Origin of the sequence: Anaerobacillus sp. MEB173, assembly GCF_052119505.1 — a bacterium.
Taxonomy (GTDB): Bacteria; Bacillota; Bacilli; order Bacillales; family JBJMAU01; genus JBJMAU01.
In genome coordinates, this window is record NZ_JBJMAU010000002.1 from 108,723 (window position 1) to 127,714 (window position 18,992).

General features: G+C 35.5%; 17 protein-coding genes. All 17 read right to left on the minus strand.

What is annotated here, in order from left to right:
- Positions 1-260: 260 nt before the first annotated feature.
- Positions 261-3,131 (minus strand): hypothetical protein, encoded by a 2,871-nt coding sequence (locus ACJ2A9_RS04935; RefSeq protein ID WP_441420510.1) that lies wholly within the window; start codon positions 3,129-3,131, stop codon positions 261-263.
- 271 nt (positions 3,132-3,402) lie between these two features.
- Positions 3,403-4,437: a hypothetical protein gene (locus tag ACJ2A9_RS04940; protein ID WP_441420511.1), complete on the minus strand. Its 1,035-nt coding sequence runs from the start codon at positions 4,435-4,437 to the stop codon at positions 3,403-3,405.
- Positions 4,438-4,499: 62 nt separating this feature from the next.
- Positions 4,500-4,688 (minus strand): hypothetical protein, encoded by a 189-nt coding sequence (locus ACJ2A9_RS04945; RefSeq protein ID WP_441420512.1) that lies wholly within the window; start codon positions 4,686-4,688, stop codon positions 4,500-4,502.
- Positions 4,689-4,821: 133 nt separating this feature from the next.
- Positions 4,822-5,121 (minus strand): helix-turn-helix domain-containing protein, encoded by a 300-nt coding sequence (locus ACJ2A9_RS04950; protein WP_441420513.1) that lies wholly within the window; start codon positions 5,119-5,121, stop codon positions 4,822-4,824.
- A gap of 213 nt (positions 5,122-5,334) precedes the next feature.
- Positions 5,335-5,472 (minus strand): hypothetical protein, encoded by a 138-nt coding sequence (locus ACJ2A9_RS04955; protein ID WP_441420514.1) that lies wholly within the window; start codon positions 5,470-5,472, stop codon positions 5,335-5,337.
- Positions 5,473-6,203: 731 nt separating this feature from the next.
- Positions 6,204-6,449, minus strand: coding sequence for a hypothetical protein (locus ACJ2A9_RS04960; protein WP_441420515.1), 246 nt, complete (start codon positions 6,447-6,449; stop codon positions 6,204-6,206).
- 14 nt (positions 6,450-6,463) lie between these two features.
- Positions 6,464-7,426, minus strand: coding sequence for a tyrosine-type recombinase/integrase (locus ACJ2A9_RS04965; RefSeq protein WP_441421030.1), 963 nt, complete (start codon positions 7,424-7,426; stop codon positions 6,464-6,466).
- A 185-nt stretch (positions 7,427-7,611) separates the two neighbouring features.
- Positions 7,612-8,406, minus strand: coding sequence for a sporulation transcription factor Spo0A (gene spo0A / locus ACJ2A9_RS04970; protein WP_441420516.1), 795 nt, complete (start codon positions 8,404-8,406; stop codon positions 7,612-7,614).
- Between the two features lie 298 nt (positions 8,407-8,704).
- On the minus strand, positions 8,705-9,772 hold the full coding sequence (locus tag ACJ2A9_RS04975; RefSeq protein WP_441420517.1) for a hypothetical protein: 1,068 nt from the start codon (positions 9,770-9,772) through the stop codon (positions 8,705-8,707).
- Between the two features lie 108 nt (positions 9,773-9,880).
- Positions 9,881-11,173, minus strand: coding sequence for a SpoIVB peptidase (gene spoIVB, locus ACJ2A9_RS04980; protein WP_441420518.1), 1,293 nt, complete (start codon positions 11,171-11,173; stop codon positions 9,881-9,883).
- Positions 11,174-11,281: 108 nt separating this feature from the next.
- The gene (gene recN, locus ACJ2A9_RS04985) at positions 11,282-13,030 is read right to left on the minus strand and encodes a DNA repair protein RecN (RefSeq protein WP_441420519.1); all 1,749 of its coding nucleotides are present in this window, start codon (positions 13,028-13,030) and stop codon (positions 11,282-11,284) included.
- Positions 13,031-13,109: 79 nt separating this feature from the next.
- A complete protein-coding gene (gene ahrC, locus ACJ2A9_RS04990) occupies positions 13,110-13,559 on the minus strand; it encodes a transcriptional regulator AhrC/ArgR (protein ID WP_441420520.1) in 450 nt (149 codons plus the stop codon).
- Positions 13,560-13,794: 235 nt separating this feature from the next.
- Entirely contained in the window at positions 13,795-14,619 is an 825-nt protein-coding gene (locus ACJ2A9_RS04995) for a TlyA family RNA methyltransferase (RefSeq protein WP_441420521.1), read from the minus strand.
- Positions 14,620-14,622: 3 nt separating this feature from the next.
- Positions 14,623-16,509: a 1-deoxy-D-xylulose-5-phosphate synthase gene (dxs, locus tag ACJ2A9_RS05000; RefSeq protein ID WP_441420522.1), complete on the minus strand. Its 1,887-nt coding sequence runs from the start codon at positions 16,507-16,509 to the stop codon at positions 14,623-14,625.
- A gap of 9 nt (positions 16,510-16,518) precedes the next feature.
- Positions 16,519-17,130: a hypothetical protein gene (locus ACJ2A9_RS05005; protein WP_441420523.1), complete on the minus strand. Its 612-nt coding sequence runs from the start codon at positions 17,128-17,130 to the stop codon at positions 16,519-16,521.
- A gap of 712 nt (positions 17,131-17,842) precedes the next feature.
- Complete coding sequence (locus ACJ2A9_RS05010) at positions 17,843-18,694, minus strand: polyprenyl synthetase family protein (protein ID WP_441421031.1); 852 nt, start codon at positions 18,692-18,694, stop codon at positions 17,843-17,845.
- Positions 18,695-18,728: 34 nt separating this feature from the next.
- Entirely contained in the window at positions 18,729-18,977 is a 249-nt protein-coding gene (xseB, locus tag ACJ2A9_RS05015; protein ID WP_441420524.1) for an exodeoxyribonuclease VII small subunit, read from the minus strand.
- Between the last annotated feature and the right edge of the window lie 15 nt (positions 18,978-18,992).

Below are 18,992 nucleotides of genomic sequence, written 5' to 3' on the forward strand. Positions count from 1 at the left end.
ACGATTCAGAGCTATCACCTTCTATATTATCTGTGCGCTTATCGAAAAATACACTTTAATAATTTTCTAAAATAACAAATGGTTATGTACATAGTGACAAAAAGAAAATAAAAGAGAAGGCAATAACATTGCCCTCTAACGATCCATTAACTTTTTATCGCCTTCCCTTAGAGTGGTATTTTCATTTAAATCTCTAACCTTACGATACTAAGATAATATAAGGCTATCTTAGACATGCTATTTTTCATTACAGAAACTCATCAGGACACTTTTTTCTTTGCCCGACTTTTTTGCTTTCTGATCCTCTCCATGTACTTATTTCTCTCTTTTTGACAACATTCACATCTTATTTGTCTCTGCTTTGTTTTATCTACTTCACAACCACAATCCAGACATTCTACTACTTCCTGTACATTACGTTTTAGATTCCAAACAATTACACTTCCAAAAGCATCCCATAATAATGTTTTGTTCTCGCTTTCTTTCTCATATAGATACTTTACTAATACATCCGTTATGTAAATATCATCATTCTTTATTTTTCTAAGCTCATTTCGAATCTTCTTAATGACATGGAATTCAACCTTTTTAATGCTCTTGTCTTGTAGTTTAGCTTGTTTCTTAATTTCCCAATGCTTATTCTTATTTAATTCATCGTATGTTTTAATAATGTCAGTAGCTAGTTTACCTTCAATATTTACACTAGAATTGTATAGTAATTTTGTGTAGTCGAATCCCTCAATCACTTCTTCAAATTTAATATGTTTTCTAGTGGATGGAATGATTTTATTTTTATTTAATCTATTCACAACACTATTGTTAATGGCTGCTACATTCTTTTCTTTCTTATCCTTCGAGTAGATGAAAAAGTGAGGAGTTCTACCACCTGTATATTTCTTGATAATTTCATCTACGTCATCTGGACGTTCTGGCATCCATAAAGTTTTTGCGTAATCGATGGTTGCGTTATTTTCAAATGTTAGCCAACGGATAACACGGATTGCTTCTTCTTTAGCCTTCTCATCATTCTTACTCCAAACATCACTGTTCCAGCAGCGAGTTATTGTATTTGCTCCCTCCCCAATATTCTTTTCATAAGCTGAAATTAAACTTTTATAGATATTTGGATTAGTAATTTCATCTGCCTTTGCTGTACCCAGTTCATAATCAAGAGGAACAATATTCTCCATTTGTTTTTCAGCCAAATCCACGATGTCAGACTGGTTAACGATCAAGGCTTCATCACCGTCCACATCGAACATCAGACATTTGCTAATAAGTGAATGTGTAGACGTATAAATACAATCAGTGATAAAATACTCTTTTGTGTCATCATTGATAACATTCTGATTCAGTGAATGCTCGCGGTACAAGTGCGGTGATCTAAGCACATTTAGACGTTCCTCATCCTCATATAATCTACATGAAACTTGACCATCTGCTAACAATCCTGTAGGCTTCTCTTCTTTAGCAAATAGCCATTGCATGAAAGCATAGACATCTGGTGCAATGAATGTTCTCTTATTACCATCAAGTAACAATTTACCTGCCATTGCACGTTTAATCATTGATTTCCTTGTATCACGAATCACTTCTTTACTATGTACATCATTGAGTAAATTAGGATAAATTTCTAGTGCCTGTTGGAAACTATTCTTATTTTCATTATCCGTTACACCTAATACTTCCATCATTACATCAAGATCATTTCCCATTTTGTCAATGTCATTTCTTGTTCTACTAGCAATTCTTGTCAACTGCTCATCTGACATGTCTGTGAGTGTCTGTAGTACTTGATATGATAACGTCTTATCATCGTGATCCTCTTGTTCTGTTGAAGCAATACTAGCTTCACATTGATATTTCTTGAAGGTTGCCTTGTAATCATCCCAACTTTTCGTAATATCATTTTCATTTATGAAGAATTTCCAAGCCTTAAATTGTGACTTGGTGAATATTATAGAAATTTCATCTTTAATTATATCCCACTCTTTATTATAGATGTCCTTCACTTTTGGACTAGCACCATCATAGCTTTCAAGGAATTTATGTATATTTGTAGGGATTAGCAACCCTTTAAAGTAAGGCATTCTGATCTGCATAGCTTTATTACTCACAGATGTCAACATTATTCCTGCTCCATCTGTATGAGGTATTGGTACATTCTTTTCAATACGTTTGATTTCATAGGTTTCTGAATTAATATGATCAACTTCACCCCATACATCAGTTTCAAAGTCTTCGACAACTATGCATTTGTCTATACAAAAGTCATGAAATGGAATTGAAGCCGTCATAGTGAGGGCAGTGTACGCATTCCATTTGTTAACGTTCATCCCTCCACGCTCATTTATCTTATCAGTTGTTAACCCTGCAAATAGCTTGTTTTTAATTTTCTCGAACACTGTTTCCTTAATGAAGATTGATTTCTTATTTCTAATGGCTCCTGCACTAGACGTAAAATACCGATAGTACACGCCAAATTCACCCTTGAATCCATGTTCTACTAAATTCTTAAACACTGAATAATGAAAAGTACGAATCATAATAATATCTTTTGTCTCATCGTCTTCAACATTAAGTGTTCGTGTTAAAGCTGATTCAAATTGAGCAATCTTATTTTTATCATTTAGTGACCCTTTTCTTAATGTACGAATACCTTCATGTTTATCAAGTTGTTTCTTTACCATTCCATCAAGTAAATCAATACGCTCATTAACACTTTTGAATAACTCCTTTTTCTTTCGATTAATCTCCTTTTTCTTAGAGCCATTTAAGTATAGTGTAAATAATTCCTGTTCAAGTTCAGCATCAACATAAAATAGAAAGTAATTTATAATAGCTTCATTGTACTCATCGTTTTTAATCTCATTTCGCTTGGTCAAATATTTATCAATATCCTTTTGCTCTAAACTTTTCTTGTTCCCAAGCTTGTTCAATTCTTCCATATGTTTATTTTTGCAAAAGGTTAAACTTTGCTTTTCACTATGTAATTCATGCTCATCATCATTCATGAAATTGTCTGTGCTTATGCTATAAATATAAATTTGCTTACTAAGATTCTTTTCTTCTAACATTTCAACTACTTTATTCTCCATCTCACTTGCTACCACTTCATTTACTTTTTTCATTTACAATCGACTCCTTTAGATTATTTATAATTTGTTTAATTCAAGTTCAAAAGATCGGGGTGTCCCGTGACCCCCTTGACTTCCCTACGGTCAGTCAATTCCTACACGGAGTTGGAATGCGTTCCTATCGTCACTTATTCCAACTATAACGATTCTTTTATATTTTTCTTGATTCGATTATGTAAAATTGATAAAATTAAAATTTGTCCATTTAATGTTCCTAGTTATGTATTGTATTTATATATATAGGAAGTTTGAACGGACAAATTTTCTATCCAAACAATTCAAGCAACTTAATATCTTCCATTTCCTCTTCTAGTTTCTGCTTTTGCTTCTCTTTCATTTGCTGAATTAAATTAGGCTTATTATAAGTTATAAGTATGTTAGTTAATTTTTCAAAATCATCTATGTAACTCTTACTTCTTCTGTATCTATCTATTTTCTTTGTCGATGTAAATAATTTGCTTTTTTCATGTCTCTTCTCAGCATTAACAAGCAATTTGTCAGTGTGAGTTTGATTTAATTCTTCTTTATGTATTAACTGTGAGTTGTCGTATTCACTGGTCATCTTTTCATTAAGTGTGACTTCATAGGCAAGGTAATAATAGTTAATGTCACTTTGATCATGTAATAATTTTTTAGCTTCCTTTTTGAATTTATGCCAGTGTGACGAAACCCTTACTTCTGATAACTTTTCATAATTCATTTGCTTGAGAATACTTTCCTCGCAATCGGATATTATTTCTAATTCATCTAAATCTGCTGGTCTATGTACATCTTCATCATCTTCACGTATGCAGACAATTGTGATTACCTTATATGTGAGTAGTGATTGCTTTTGTAAATTATCTAGAACAGACTCAACTAGTTTCTTAAAGCTGCCCCTTGTTATGTTGTAGAAATCATAAATAATTTTCTTATCAACTTCTGAATAATCATGTAACAGTGTGACTTTATCGGAGCATTCAACATAGTTTTCATTAATCATCCCTGCTGATTTGAGTAACCTATTCCTTGTGATGTTAATGACTTGTCTATCATGACTGAGTAAAATTTCCATGAACAACTTCTGAAGGTGACTGTTGAATATATCGTTATTACCTCTTCTGACCTTCTTTTCTTTTGGTGAATCATAAATTTCTTCTATTATGTATTTGTGACCTTGCTTATGATATTTGAAATGTCGTTCTAATTCCTTTAATTGTGCTTTTTTAGCGTTGCCAGTCTTAGTTGACACTTCTAATACTTCACATAACTCTTTGTAATTCTTGAGTATTTGACCTTCCCCTAGATTTTCTATTTTCATTAAATCAACTCCAGTAGTTTAAAATATTATTATTCCGATTAGATTAGTTTAATTTGATTAGTTTAATTATTATCTAAATTTATGTACTTACTAGCTTTATGTCTAACAAATCCAGTGTTTGGGAAATAGAATACAGATAATTCAGGATTGTTTTTGTTCGGCACAACCTTCAATAATTTACATCCTTCAATTAATAATTTTCCTGCCAAAACTTGACTAAAAATTAAAATGTCACGGCCTGACTTGTTCACATTCATCACCTCCAATATGGAATAATTTTCGTATTAAATTGTCAAAGAACAGGTATATAGTCAAAGTTAGTCAAAGTCAAACTATAGCTAAATTTTTTTAATGTTACCGTATGTAATGTTGTACTATGTTACTTTAAACTAGATTTTCTGATTCAAACGATATGGTATTGCTCACAAAGTATTGGTACAGATCCCTCTGTTTCTTCAACATTTCAATTTCCTTTCTCAATTCTTCAATCTCATTATCCTTGTCTTTTCCAGTCCTCTGATTGATAAATCTCTGCAAATCCTCATGGTCAATCAAGTATCCTGCTTTGCGAAACTCTGACCTTGTAGCCTTGATTTTACCCTCTCTCAGCCACCTTCTAACAGTTTGAATACTATCTGTTACACCAGCTTCTTTTAACTTGGATAGTGCTTGCTCAACGTTCAAATGATTATCTCCTTTCGATTAATGTTTTAGTGAATAACATTACTAAATGTAATATTAACTGTAAATTTAGTATATCACCAATTCCCGAACGTTACAATACAATATGCTAATAATGTTCGTGTTTTAGTTATATTTTATAATATTACATCTAGTAATGTTCCCTTATATCTCATTTTACCGATTAGTTTGAAATCCGCAAACTTTTTTCTACATTTATTTCATCCAGTTAACATAATCATCTTCAATGTCTTCCATTCGCTCATACTCTTCATTTACTTTATCCAATGCGTCCTTAGTTTCCTGATCCATTTCCTCATATGCTTCTGTAAGTGCTTGTCCTAGTGTTGTCATCTTATCACCTCCTGTGATTCAATTATATCCTCATGTAAAATCGATTTCCTTTGATCTGCTCAATTATACCCATATGCGTATATTCATTTTCTCTGGCTCTATCCTCCACCAAAACCAACTAAACTTTCTTAATTTTTATCTTGCATTTGGTTTGAATTTTTTATACTTTTGGTTGATTGCATGGAAACTTGGATTAGGGCATAGTTGTTGCCTACTGTCAGATGATAAAAATAATCAAATGACAATAGGCAAGCGACTGTACTTTTGTATATCATGCTATGGTTTCGTCATAGTAACACCCTATTTGTCGGAGAATATTCTTCTCGTTAATCTACGCACTTTCAAACAGCCCTGAGTGGTCATATAACATGAATAAGAGTTACATGAATGATTAAACCTTGCTGGCATATCTGCCACTGTCCTTCCTTCGTACAGCACTTACTGGTAGCTTTCACCATTCAGCAACAGACACAATAGGGAGTGTCTTTGTTGCCTATCTCCATTTAGTTGCATTGGCTGGATCAATACCTGACGTTTTCTTATTTTACAACGTGTTAACGGCTACCACGTTGGGAAACTTGTACCTAAAAAAGGCAATACTTAATAACCCTTGCATTATCGAATTTTTTTCGATAAAATAAGGTTAGTATAGTTTCCTATTTAGTTATTGACGTGGCTAAAAGGGACAAATCAGTGTGAGGCAGGAGTTGCAGCTCCTGCCTCTTTTTTGTTTACTTGTTTACTGATTTGTTTACGTCTTGTTTAATTAATTGACACAACTCCAGTAAAGAGTGCGCTGTTTCCTCTGCTTGTTCTACTGATAGAGCAATAAGTGCATTTTCATCGTTATACACAATGCAAATTGCATGTTCTGTTGGTGATAATCGATACATCTTCCTTGCTGTTTCAACATTTGTAAATAATAATTCTGTGTTTATCGTGATGTGAGTGCTATTTGTTTTAGTGCCACTCACCATTGTTGTAACCTCCTTTATAGATCCAATGAATTTAACGGACTATGTTTCTGGTACTTCTTCGAAACCTCAGCATCGCTGAAATCCAAGTATGCTTTCATGGTGACATCTACACTTGAATGTCCAAGAATCCTCGATAGTGTAGCAAAATCTCCACCCGCTAACAGATAATACTTAGCAAAATTATTACGCAGTTGGTGAATGTGTATCGCTACTCCTACCTTTTTACCTGCTTCTCTGACTGTTTTCTCAAAGTTTCTTATGTCTAATTGTGTGCCTCGAATCGTAGGAAACAAGTAAATTGAATCACTAAATCGATCTCTGTATTGCATCCAACGTTTTAATTCGGTTGACATCTTGTGTGAGAAGTAGACATAACGTTGTTGATTGTTTTTTGGATTTTCAATTAAGATTGATTTTGTTTTAAAATCTACGTTTTCAGGCTTCAATGAACAGATCTCCGATGCTCTCATTCCTGAATCTAATATGAGTCGTACCATTAGAAACGAGCGATAACCATGGAAGGTTGTCACATCAAATTGACTGAGTACTTTTTGAATATCTTCTTTAGTGAGTAACTTTTTCTGTTTTCGCTGTGGTTTGATGTTCTCAATTTTCTCAACTGGGTTCGTTTGAATCTCTCGCTCATCATAAAGAAAGTTGAAAAATACTTTAATATTGCGTAAATAGTTTGCTATTGTAGTATCACTAATTTTTTTACCGTAATCTGTACGATTATCAGGATAATTAATTTGCATTGAATTTACATTTGCTACAACTGAATACTTACCACGCTCACGTAAATATTTGATATAACTTCGAATGTGAGCCGATTTGACTTTGTTTAAATCTGAAATGTTGTGTTCATTTTCAAGATAAATCAAAAATAAATTAAGTGTCTGTTGATAGCTACGCATCGTTTTTTCTGATAAATGTTTGCTCTCACAGAACAACATGAAATTATCTAATTGCAAGTCCATTTCTCTAGACAAAACAAAAAGCACCTCCATTTACTGTTTTTACACAATAAATAAGAGATGCTTTAAAAGTTAGCTTTGAAATTATTATTAATTGATACGAAAAAGAAGTTTATTGGTAAGTGGTGTATAATTTACAATGATTACCAAACCTCTCAATCCCTTGGTACATCTGGGCCCTTACCCTTTCAGCTTACCTTATGCTCAATCCGTAATTTATCAGCAACCATCGCGATAAATTCTGAGTTTGTTGGCTTCGCTTTTGAAACGCTTACAGTGTATCCGAATAAAGATGAAATTGAATCAATATTGCCGCGGCTCCAAGCCACTTCAATCGCATGACGAATTGCTCTCTCTACACGGCTTGATGTTGTGTTGAACTTCTTGGCGATATCTGGATAAAGAACTTTTGTAATTGAACCTAATAGCTCAATATCGTTATACACCATCGTGATCGCCTCACGTAAGTACATATAGCCTTTGATGTGTGCCGGGACACCAATTTCATGGATAATATTTGTAATACTCGCATCTAAATTAAACGGCTTATTACTATCTTTCCTTGCTGTTGAAAACGACATTGATTTTTGTACTAATGATCTAGATTTACCACTCACATCCCGGATATTGCTTATTAATGTTTCCATATCAAACGGCTTTAAAATAAAGTAAGAAGCACCTAATTCGACCGCCCTTTTTGTAACATCTTCTTGTCCAAACGCCGTTAACATAATAATGTTTGGTCTTTTTTCTAATTGACGTTGATTAAGCTTTTCTAAGACAGCTAATCCATCAAGATGCGGCATAATAATATCTAAAATCAGAACATCCGGTTTTTTTTCTTCAACTAATGATAAACATTCCTGGCCATCATATGCAATTCCTAATACTTCCATATCTTCTTGAGTCGATATATACTCTTCTAATAAGTTAACTAACTCACGATTATCATCCGCAATACACACTTTAACTTTTTGCACCATCGTTCCTCCTCAACATCCATATTAATTGTAGTCTGTCTTATAAATTCGACATTCTCATTTAAAAACCTTTTATTTTTTTAAAAACCGTTAAAAATTTTATATTATCTCTTAATTACATGCAATTACTATCACTTTCGACTATATTCGATATTTGACTTCAGTAGTCCGTTGTGTATTTGTCGAAAAATAATTAACACTCTACTATCATATCATACATTTTAAACTTATTAATAATTATTTCAGAAAAATTAGTTCAAATATAAAGAACTAGTGCGGGACATTAAGAAGATAGTGACATTCAATGCATGTTATACGGTTGTTCAAGTTCATCAAAAACAAATTCGTCAATGATTTCTCCCAGATACATCATCGTTAATGAGAATGAATCGTAATCAACTTCCTTATCTACCTCAGTTATTAAACGGTAAGCAATTTGTTCTCGAATTTGTTCATCCAATGGATTGATAAAATCTAAATAACCTTTTACTTCACGACTACCTTTTAAAATAGTAACGGTACCTATCCTATTATTATTTTGCGTTTCTTCATAAATATCAAAAATGACAGTATGGTCCTCGTTGAAAATCCTTTCAAAGTGAAGCGGGAATTCATTATCCTCATGTTCTTCAACATAATAATTTTCATCAAATACATCATTCCCACGATCATTAGCTAAATCAATAACGACTAATTCCTCATCTTCAAAAAACATTTTGATCCGGAAAGTCCGAATTTGTTCTTCATCAAAATCTGTGACAATGCTTGAAGCAGCGCGATCAATTTCATCATCATCCGGCATGTAATTCCAGAAGACTTTTCCTTTTACATTACTCCCTTTTACTTTTATCATTGCTTCAGCAATAAGATCATTTTCCTCATCAAATAGTTGATATTCAACTTGATTCTTATCCTCACCAACAATCACTAATTCATAGAGATCCTCTTCATCAATATCATAATACGTCGTATCATCATCTTCTTCATATTCCTCTTCAAAATCGTCAACCATTTCATATTCGATTGCTTCAACATCGTCATAATCTGACTCTGCACCAAGAACATCATCATTATCTTCAATTAAATCAGTTGAAATAATATGATCATATGTACTATACGTAGATGTGACAATGCAATCTGGCGAATCCAACGCATCAATCATATTTTCAATATGACTATGAATAAAAAAGTCAATATCTTCTTTTTCTTGTTCACCCACCATTTCTTCGTCTAATTGAACTGTACCCCAAATCCGATCTTGTTCTCTATATAATAATGTAAGTGAACCTACATATTGATCATCCAACATAATCCCACAAGCTTCTCCACCAGAAGTAATAAATTCAGGCCTTAATGATATGTGTCTCATTAATACGTCTCCTCCTTAGAGATGAAATCAGTTACATTATCATTATGTACACATTTTTGAAAATCATGTAATGAATGATATTGCAAAAAAAAAAGCGAAAGGAGAGAATTAACTCGCTTTCGCCTTGTCTTTTTTATAAATATCAACACCAGCTTCTTGTAGCATCCATTCTATATGACACCCATATCCACTTGTAGGATCATTAACAAAAACATGGGTCACTGCACCAATAACTTTTCCATCTTGGATAATAGGGCTACCACTCATACCTTGAATAATTCCACCGGTTGCCTCTAATAATTTTGGATCTGTAATTTTGATGACCATTCCTTTTGTTGCCGGGAATTTTTGTGGAACTGAACTCACCACTTCTACATCAAATTCTTGAATTTTGTCTCCTTCAACAACGGTTAGTATTTTTGCAGGACCTTCTTTCACTTGATGAGCAAGTGCTATTGGCATTTCCTGATCGTATATATTATTTTTTATTTTTTCTTTTAACTCACCAAAGATACCAAATGGTGTATTTTTCGAGATGGTTCCTAATACTTCTCTTTGATCTGAAAAGCGAGCTAATTTCTCACCTGGATCTCCATTGCTTCCTTTTTCAATTGATGTAACCAATGAACTTACAATTTGTCCATCATTTACAACAATTGGCTTTTGCGTATCAATATCAGAAATTACATGTCCTAAAGCACCGTATTTTTTTGAATTTGGTTCAAAAAATGTTAATGTACCAACACCAGCTGCGGAATCTCGTATATACAGTCCAATCCGGAATGAATGTTCACCTTTTGCCTTTAAAGGTTTTAATTTTTTCTCTAAAGTGCGCTGATCTCGTTTGACTTCAATATCTAGTGCCTCACCCTTTTCTCCAGCCTCTTGGACAAAAGGCGCCACTTGACTCATCTTTTTTATCGGTTGACCATTAATTTTTGTTATGATGTCACCCACCTGAATTTCAGCAATTTCACCTGGTGATTTTTCACCTTCTTCTGTGTCAACAAGATGGTGACCGACAACGAGCACACCAAGAGTATTTAATTTTACCCCAATTGATTGTCCGCCTGGCACAACTTTAATATCGGGTAATACGTTTACATCAATGTTTTTGACTGGAAATCCTGCCATTTCCAACATCACGTCTGCATCACCTTGTTCCTGTCCTTTGACGGTAAGACTATCGGTTTCAACGATTGCAACATCCTCATTACTTGCCTTCGTACTCATACCTGAAAAAACAGGCGTAGCTGAAACTAAATTGACTTCCTGACCTTCAAATAGAACAAGACTTTTAGGTATACTAACATATTCTTGTACAGGTTTAACAAAACCTATACTTAAAAGTAATACAAGGAGAATAGCACCAATAATTTTTCTATATCGTTCCTTCTTCAAATCGATTCACTCTCCTCGCTCCTTACCTACACCTCCATCATGGCTGTAATTATAATGTTGCCTTTAAAAGTGTCAAATATAACTTCTAACAACGAAAAAAAGCTCACCTTATTTGGTTAGCTTTTCAGGAATAGGAGTTTTTTGTTTAATTGCAGAAGCTAATTGCAACAGTTCCTCTGCATGTTTTCGTGTAATTTCTGTGACCTCAACGCCAGAAATCATTCTGGCCAATTCATCTATTTTTTCCCCTAGGGTTAACGGTGCCACTGAAGTAACCACTCTGTTGTTTTGTTCCTTTTTAGCAATATACAAATGAGTATCTGCCATAGCTGCTACTTGAGGCAAGTGAGTAATACATAAGACTTGTGAACAAGAAGAAACTTTGAAGATCTTTTCAGCTATCGCTTGAGCAACTCGGCCACTTACTCCTGTATCCACTTCATCAAAAATTAACGAAGTTACACCTTGATCTACAGAAAAAATCGCCTTAAGTGCCAGCATAATTCTTGAAATTTCGCCCCCGGATGCCACCTTAGATAACGGCTTAAGAGGTTCGCCGGGATTTGCAGAGAGCAAAAATTCAACCTTATCAATACCATCCTCATAGAAGTGGATATGCTCACCATCGACTATTGTCCCATTCCGATCGGACAGAATCTTGTTGAAGGCAATTTCAAACACAGTCTTTTCCATATACAGCTCTTTAAGTTCCTTAAGAACTGCCTCTTTAAGCCTAGTTGCTACTTTTTGGCGATGTGAGGATAAATTCTTTGCTTCTAATAATAAATCGATTGCAAGCTCTTCTAGTTGCTTTTGGAGCTTTTGAATCCGATCATCTTTATTGACCAATGTATCTAATTCATCTTCAATTTGTGCAGCATATTCTAAGATTTCTGTTACAGTTGTCCCATATTTTCGCTTCAGTCCATTAATTTCATTTAAGCGACTTTCTATTAAATTTAACCTGTCTGGATCAAACTCAATTGAGTCAACATAATGGCTCAATGAAAATGTCGCTTCCTCTAGCAAATAAAAGCATTGTGTTACAGTTTCGTGAATCGCTTGTAATTCCTTATCTAGATCAACCGCATCTTCAAGCTGATTCATGGCAAGGGTAATCCAATCCATTCCTTTTCCTTCACCGTATAAAGCGTGATAGCTGTCTTGAACAACTTTATATATTTTTTCACTATTGGCCAGTTTCATTTTTTCAGCAAAAAGCTGTTCATCTTCATTTGGTTCTAATTTTGCTTTTTCAATCTCATTTAACTGGTATTGAATTAAATCCAACCGATGTGTAATTTCCTGTTCATTTTCTGACAGTTGTTTTAATTGTTTTGAGGTTTGTATATAACGCTCGTACAATGTTTTATATTCCTTTAATGCTTTCGTAATTTCTTCTTTCCCAAATAAATCTAACATTGCCAAATGACGCTCTTGTGCCATTAAATGCTGGTGCTCATGCTGTCCATGAATATCAACCAAATGAGAGCCAATTTCGCGAATAATAGCAAGGGTGACGAGCTTGCCATTAATACGGCAAACACTCTTTCCACTTTCCGTAATATCACGCCTCAAAATAAGCATGCTATCTTCAATTTCTATCCCTAACTGTTCAAGCTTCTTAAGACTCGAATGATTATTCTCAATCGAAAATAACCCTTCTATTTCTGCTCGTTTTGCACCAAACCGGACAAACTCTGAGGAACCTCTTCCCCCAATTAATAAGCCGATTGCATCAATAATAATTGATTTCCCTGCACCTGTTTCACCCGTTAACACAGTAAGGCCCTTCTCAAAAGAAATACTTAGTTCATCAATAATTGCGAAGTCTTTAATTGATAATTCCACCAACATTTCATTCACGTCCTTACAAAAATTGTTCAGAATGGAAACTGAGCCTTTTGTAGCCGTTCCTTATTATGAACAAAAAAATCTACAGCATATCTAAAAACCGCTCAGAAATGACTTCACTGTCATCTTTAGAGCGACAAATAATTAGAATTGTATCATCACCACATATCGATCCCATAATCTCATTCCAATCTAAATTATCGACAAGGGCTCCAACGGCATTCGCATTGCCGGGTAACGTTTTCATAACAATTAAATTGTCTGCTCGATCAATACTTACGAAACTATCCATTAATGATCGTTTTAATTTTTGCAACGGATTGAAACGCTGATCAGCAGGTAAACTATATTTATAGCGACCGTTCATCATCGGAACCTTTACGAGATGAAGTTCCTTAATATCTCTTGAAACAGTAGCTTGTGTAACATTATATCCGGCATTTTTTAACTGATCTACTAATTCATCTTGCGTTTCTATATCTTGATTTGTAATAATTTCTCTAATTTTTATGTGGCGTTGTCCTTTATTCATCGGATACAAAATCCTCCCTAATAATTATTCATGAAAATTAATAAAAAAAACCTTATATATGTATAGTAAACGATTTTTTTATCTTATACAATTAAAAAAATCAGATAATACGTAAATAATAATTTTTTTCACTAGGAAGGATTGTATATTTTATTGCATTATTATTGTATATTCCTCACATATCTACTCTATATTTTTCATAGAAAAAAGGGAACGAATTGTTCCCTTTTTGTTCTTACACCTTTTTCAATTGCTCATGAGCTTCTGAAACAATATCCTTAGGTACCACATGATTATCTTGGGTACCTGTTGTTTTTGTCCCTTCCCAGAATAGATGAACGAGAAATTCAATGTTCCCTTCTCCGCCTTTTATCGGAGAATAGGAGAGTCCTCTCACATCATATCCTTCACCTATTGCAAATTGAATGATTTTTTCAATGACCCTTTCATGCACCAGTGAATCACGAACAATTCCTTTTTTTCCAACTTCTTCTCTACCTGCTTCAAATTGTGGTTTTATTAGTGCAGACACATCACTATTAGGCTGTAACAATGTCTTTAGCACAGGCAGGATTAAAGTTAAAGAGATAAATGATACATCAATCGTCGCAAAATTAGGAAGTCCTTTCGTTAAATCTTCCGGCTTAACATAGCGAAAGTTTGTCCTCTCCATCACTTGAACACGTTCATCTTGACGAAGCTTCCATGCTAATTGGTTATAGCCTACATCAATTGCATAAACAAGCTTTGCCCCGTTTTGCAAAGAACAATCTGTAAATCCACCCGTCGACGAACCAATATCAATCACAATTTTATCCTCTAATGAAATATTAAACTCCGCTAGGGCTTTTTCTAATTTTAGCCCGCCTCGACTAACATAGGGAATCACATCTCCCTTAAGTTCTAATGGGATATCTTTTTCTACTTTGACTCCGGGTTTGTCAATCCTTTCACTACCCGAAAAGACAAGGCCGGCCATAATTGATCTTTTCGCTTTTTCTCTAGTATCACAAAGGCCTCTTTCAACTAAAAGAACATCAATACGCTCTTTTTTCATCATGTACTACGCCCTTTGTCGTTTTCTTGGTAACATCTTTACAATTCGCTCAGCAACTTTATTTGAAGTAAGATCAATTTCTTCCAATAGTTCTGATACGCTGCCATGCTCGATGAAGCGATCTGGAATCCCCATTCTTTCAACAATCATTCCATGACAGGAATGATCATGGAAATATTCAAGAACGGCACTTCCAAATCCACCCGGTAATGCAGATTCTTCAAGCGTTAAGATTGGCATGTTCTTACTCGCCAAGTCTGCCAACATTTTTTCATCCAGCGGTTTAATTGAGCGGGCATTGATCACTTTTACTGATACTCCTTCTAGCGCTAATTGGTCTGCCGCCTTTTCAGCAACAGGGATCATTGTCCCAAATGTTAACAGAGCCAAGTCAGTACCATCCCTCAACACTTCCCATGTTCCAATCGGAATTTCCTTAAACTCATCATCCATTTTGATTCCATACCCATTTCCACGAGGATAACGAACAGCAATTGGTCCACTATGTTGTACCGCTGTATAGATCATATGCTGTAATTCATTTTCATCCTTTGGCATCATAATCGTCATGTTTGGCACGTGACGCAGAAATGCAATATCAAATACTCCTTGATGCGTCTCTCCGTCTGCTCCAACTAAGCCAGCACGATCAATCGCAAAAATAACATTTAGGTTTTGACGGCAAATATCATGAACGATCTGATCATAGCCCCGCTGCAAAAAGGTTGAATACACCGCAAAAACAGGCTTCAATCCCTGTGTTGCAAGGCCAGCTGACATGGTCGATGCATGTTGCTCAGCAATCCCAACATCGAACATTCGGTCAGGAAATTCTTTGGCAAACTTATCTAATCCAGTTCCACCAGGCATAGCTGCCGTTACAGCAACGACGCGTTTATCATTTTTAGCGATTTTTTTCAATGTTTCTGCAAAAACACCACTATAACTAGGAGGACCTGGCTTCTTAACAACTTCACCGGATTCAATTTTATACGGTCCTAAGCCATGCCATGTTCCATATGCATCATTTTCAGCAGGAGCATAGCCTTTTCCTTTCTTTGTTAACACATGAACAAGTACAGGCCCCTTTGTCTTTTTCGCATATTTCATATTTTCCATTAAGTCATCTAGATCATGACCATTAACCGGACCTAAGTACGTTATTCCCATCTCTTCAAAGAAAATACCGGAGACAAGAAGGTATTTAAGACTGTCCTTCACTCGTTCAGCAGTAGAAGCAAGTTTACCGCCAAAGGCCGGAATTTTCTTGATCAAAAACTCTAGTTCATCTTTAGCTTTTTGATATTTCCCGGCAGTACGCAACCGTCCTAACACATTATGAAGCGCACCCACGTTTGGTGCAATCGACATTTCATTATCATTTAAAATAATAATGAGATCCTTTTGTTCATGACCGATATGATTTAACGCTTCAAGAGCCATTCCACCAGTTAAGGCTCCATCACCTATAACCGCAACAATCTTTTCATCCGTTTCCTTCATGTCACGGGCTACAGCCATTCCCATTGCTGCTGATAATGAAGTTGAACTATGACCCGTTTCCCAAACGTCGTGTACACTTTCAGATTTTTTCGGAAAGCCACATAACCCTTTGTACTGGCGCAATTCATCAAAACGATCGGCTCTGCCTGTAAGAATTTTATGAACATAAGCTTGATGCCCGACATCCCATATTAACTTATCTTTTGGGCTATCGAATAATTTGTGAAGAACAAGCGTTAACTCAACTACTCCTAAGTTAGGGCCTAAGTGTCCACCAGTTACTGATAATTTCTCCACTAAGAATCGGCGAATATCTTTCGCTAATAGCTCAAGTTGTTGTTTATTATAGTTTTTTAAAAATGTTGGGTCTTTTATTGAGTGTAAATCCAAGTAAAACCCTCACTTCCGTTTATTTTTCCTTTTACGTTTTCCTCTATCATTACCATTTATTAGCTTTATTTTCATTTTTACCTCAATTAGGTAAAACAAACGACCTACTTGGTAAATGATCGGTGTTGAATAGCTAATTGCTAATGTTTTCCCAAAAGACTTTCCTCCAACAGTTAATGCGGCAATGATACTCGTAAAGATAATTGAAATGATAAATTGCCATAAGCCGCCGTCGTGAGCTCCCAGCTGTAAGGAAAGCTGTAAAACTACGTAGGCAGAAGCAGTTCCACTAATAATTCCTGCAATATCACCAATTACATCATTACAAAAATTTGCGAACCGGTCTGCATTCCGGGTAATAAGGACGGCATGTCTAGCCCCTGGTAACCGCTCAGCTGCCATAGCGTGAAATGGAACCTCATTAGCCGCTGTCGCCGCAACACCAATTGTATCAAAAATAATCCCAATTAGCACGATAATAAAAACAATTAGCATCCCCATTGCCCAGGTAACTCCACTCAACAAAAGTGTTGAGATGATTGAAAAAATAGCCGCTAACACAAGAGTGATAACGGCAATTCCCAGGCTCCAATTTATCGACTTTATAAGAGGTTCTTTCATTACAGTTGTATCGACACCTATCTCTCTATAAAAGGTTCATAACCTTACTTTTTCATGTCAAAATTATGTACTGAGTGGTCATTTAAAAAGTAAACGCTGCGGCTTAGGTCCAGTAGGTTTTCCCAAGCGGATACCAAAGTGTCGCCACCTTGGAGGTTTCCCTTTAATTCCACCTTAGCGCTGTCACCAAACGCTAGACTAGATTACCACTTAGACCGCACTATAATCCTTTTTAAATGTACAAAGAACAGTCTAGGAGTTTTCCTCAACAGTTCCTACCATTCTCTATCCTCTTTTGCAGAGCAGATTTCATATGACTTTAAGCATAATCCCCTCTACTCCACTCAAGGCAGGCTACGCTACCCGTAAGTTCCCTAACTTACAAAGGTAGGTTCATACCCCCTGAAAGCAACAAAGGCTGCAACAGTAAGGCCTCCGCGGAGCAGGGTCATCGCCCACATGCCATTGTGGATCGCCCTAACTCCTTTACCCCCAGCATCGACCCAAGCCTGGGCGACTCAAGCCGACACAAGAGACTTCATCGATGTGCCCTTTAGCGGATTTTTAGGCCCGCCTTCAAGAATGGAGAACCGACTAGAATACTGCACCACTCATTTTATCTAGATTATATCACGGTTTTTCAGCCTGCTCAATTATATAGAAGTTAAAACACCTTGATTCATTTATCAACACGTAATACAATACTGCTAAATTAATGGTCACGTCCTGCAATATAGTCTGTAATGGCTTCTAATGTAGAGTGTTTGATATTGACACTATATAAATATTCTTTTGCTAGCTTAATATGCTCATTAAGTTTATTTTTTGCACCTTCCATCGTTAATAATTGTGGATAAGTGCTTTTTTGATTCGAATCATCACTACCTACAGGTTTCCCGATGATCTCTTGGTCACCTTCAACATCGAGAATATCATCACGGATTTGAAAAGCCAGCCCTACATGCTGAGCAAACTGTTTTAATCGAAAGATTTCCTCGTCACTGGCCTCTGCAAGAATGGCACCTGCTTCTACTGCATATGTAAGCATATCTCCTGTTTTATGATTGTGAATAAATTCTAGTTCTTCTACCGTTAAATCTCTGTTCTCACCAAGCATATCTGCCATTTGGCCACCTACCATACCTTCTGGACCAGCGGCACATGCGAGTTTCGCAATTAACTGTAATTTCATATCACTCGTTATAGAAGGATGCGTTATTGCCGAAATGACTGAAAAGCTAAATGTTAATAAACCATCCCCTGCAAGAATTGCTGTTGCCTCTCCAAATACTTTATGGTTGGTTGGCTTACCTCTTCTTAAATCATCATCATCCATTGCTGGCAAATCATCATGAATTAAAGAATACGTATGAACCATTTCAAGAGCGCATGCTGTACCTAGTCCTAATTCATCATCCTTGCCAAACGCTTCAATCGTGGCCAGAAGCAAAACTGGACGAATTCGTTTTCCTCCGGCTTTCAAAGAATAGAGCATAGCTTCTTTCAAAGGTTCAGGTGTTGCAAGTTCTTCAATATAACTTGGAAGAAGCTTATCAATCTTCATTCTCTTTTCATTTATAAAATCTTCTAATGTTATATTATTCACCTGCTACCTCCTCCTGAAAAGCAGTAACCTCAATTTCCCCATCTTCCTTCACAATTTGATCCATTTGCTTTTCTACTGTTAGCAGTTTATCATGACAATATTTTGATAGCGACATTCCTTCTTGAAACATTGTGATTGCCTCTTCTAATGGAACATCGCCTCGCTCTAACTTTTCAACAACTTGTTCTAACTGCTCCATTGCTTTTTCAAACGATAATTTCTCTCCCTGCTGCTCACTCATTTCTTTACACCTCTC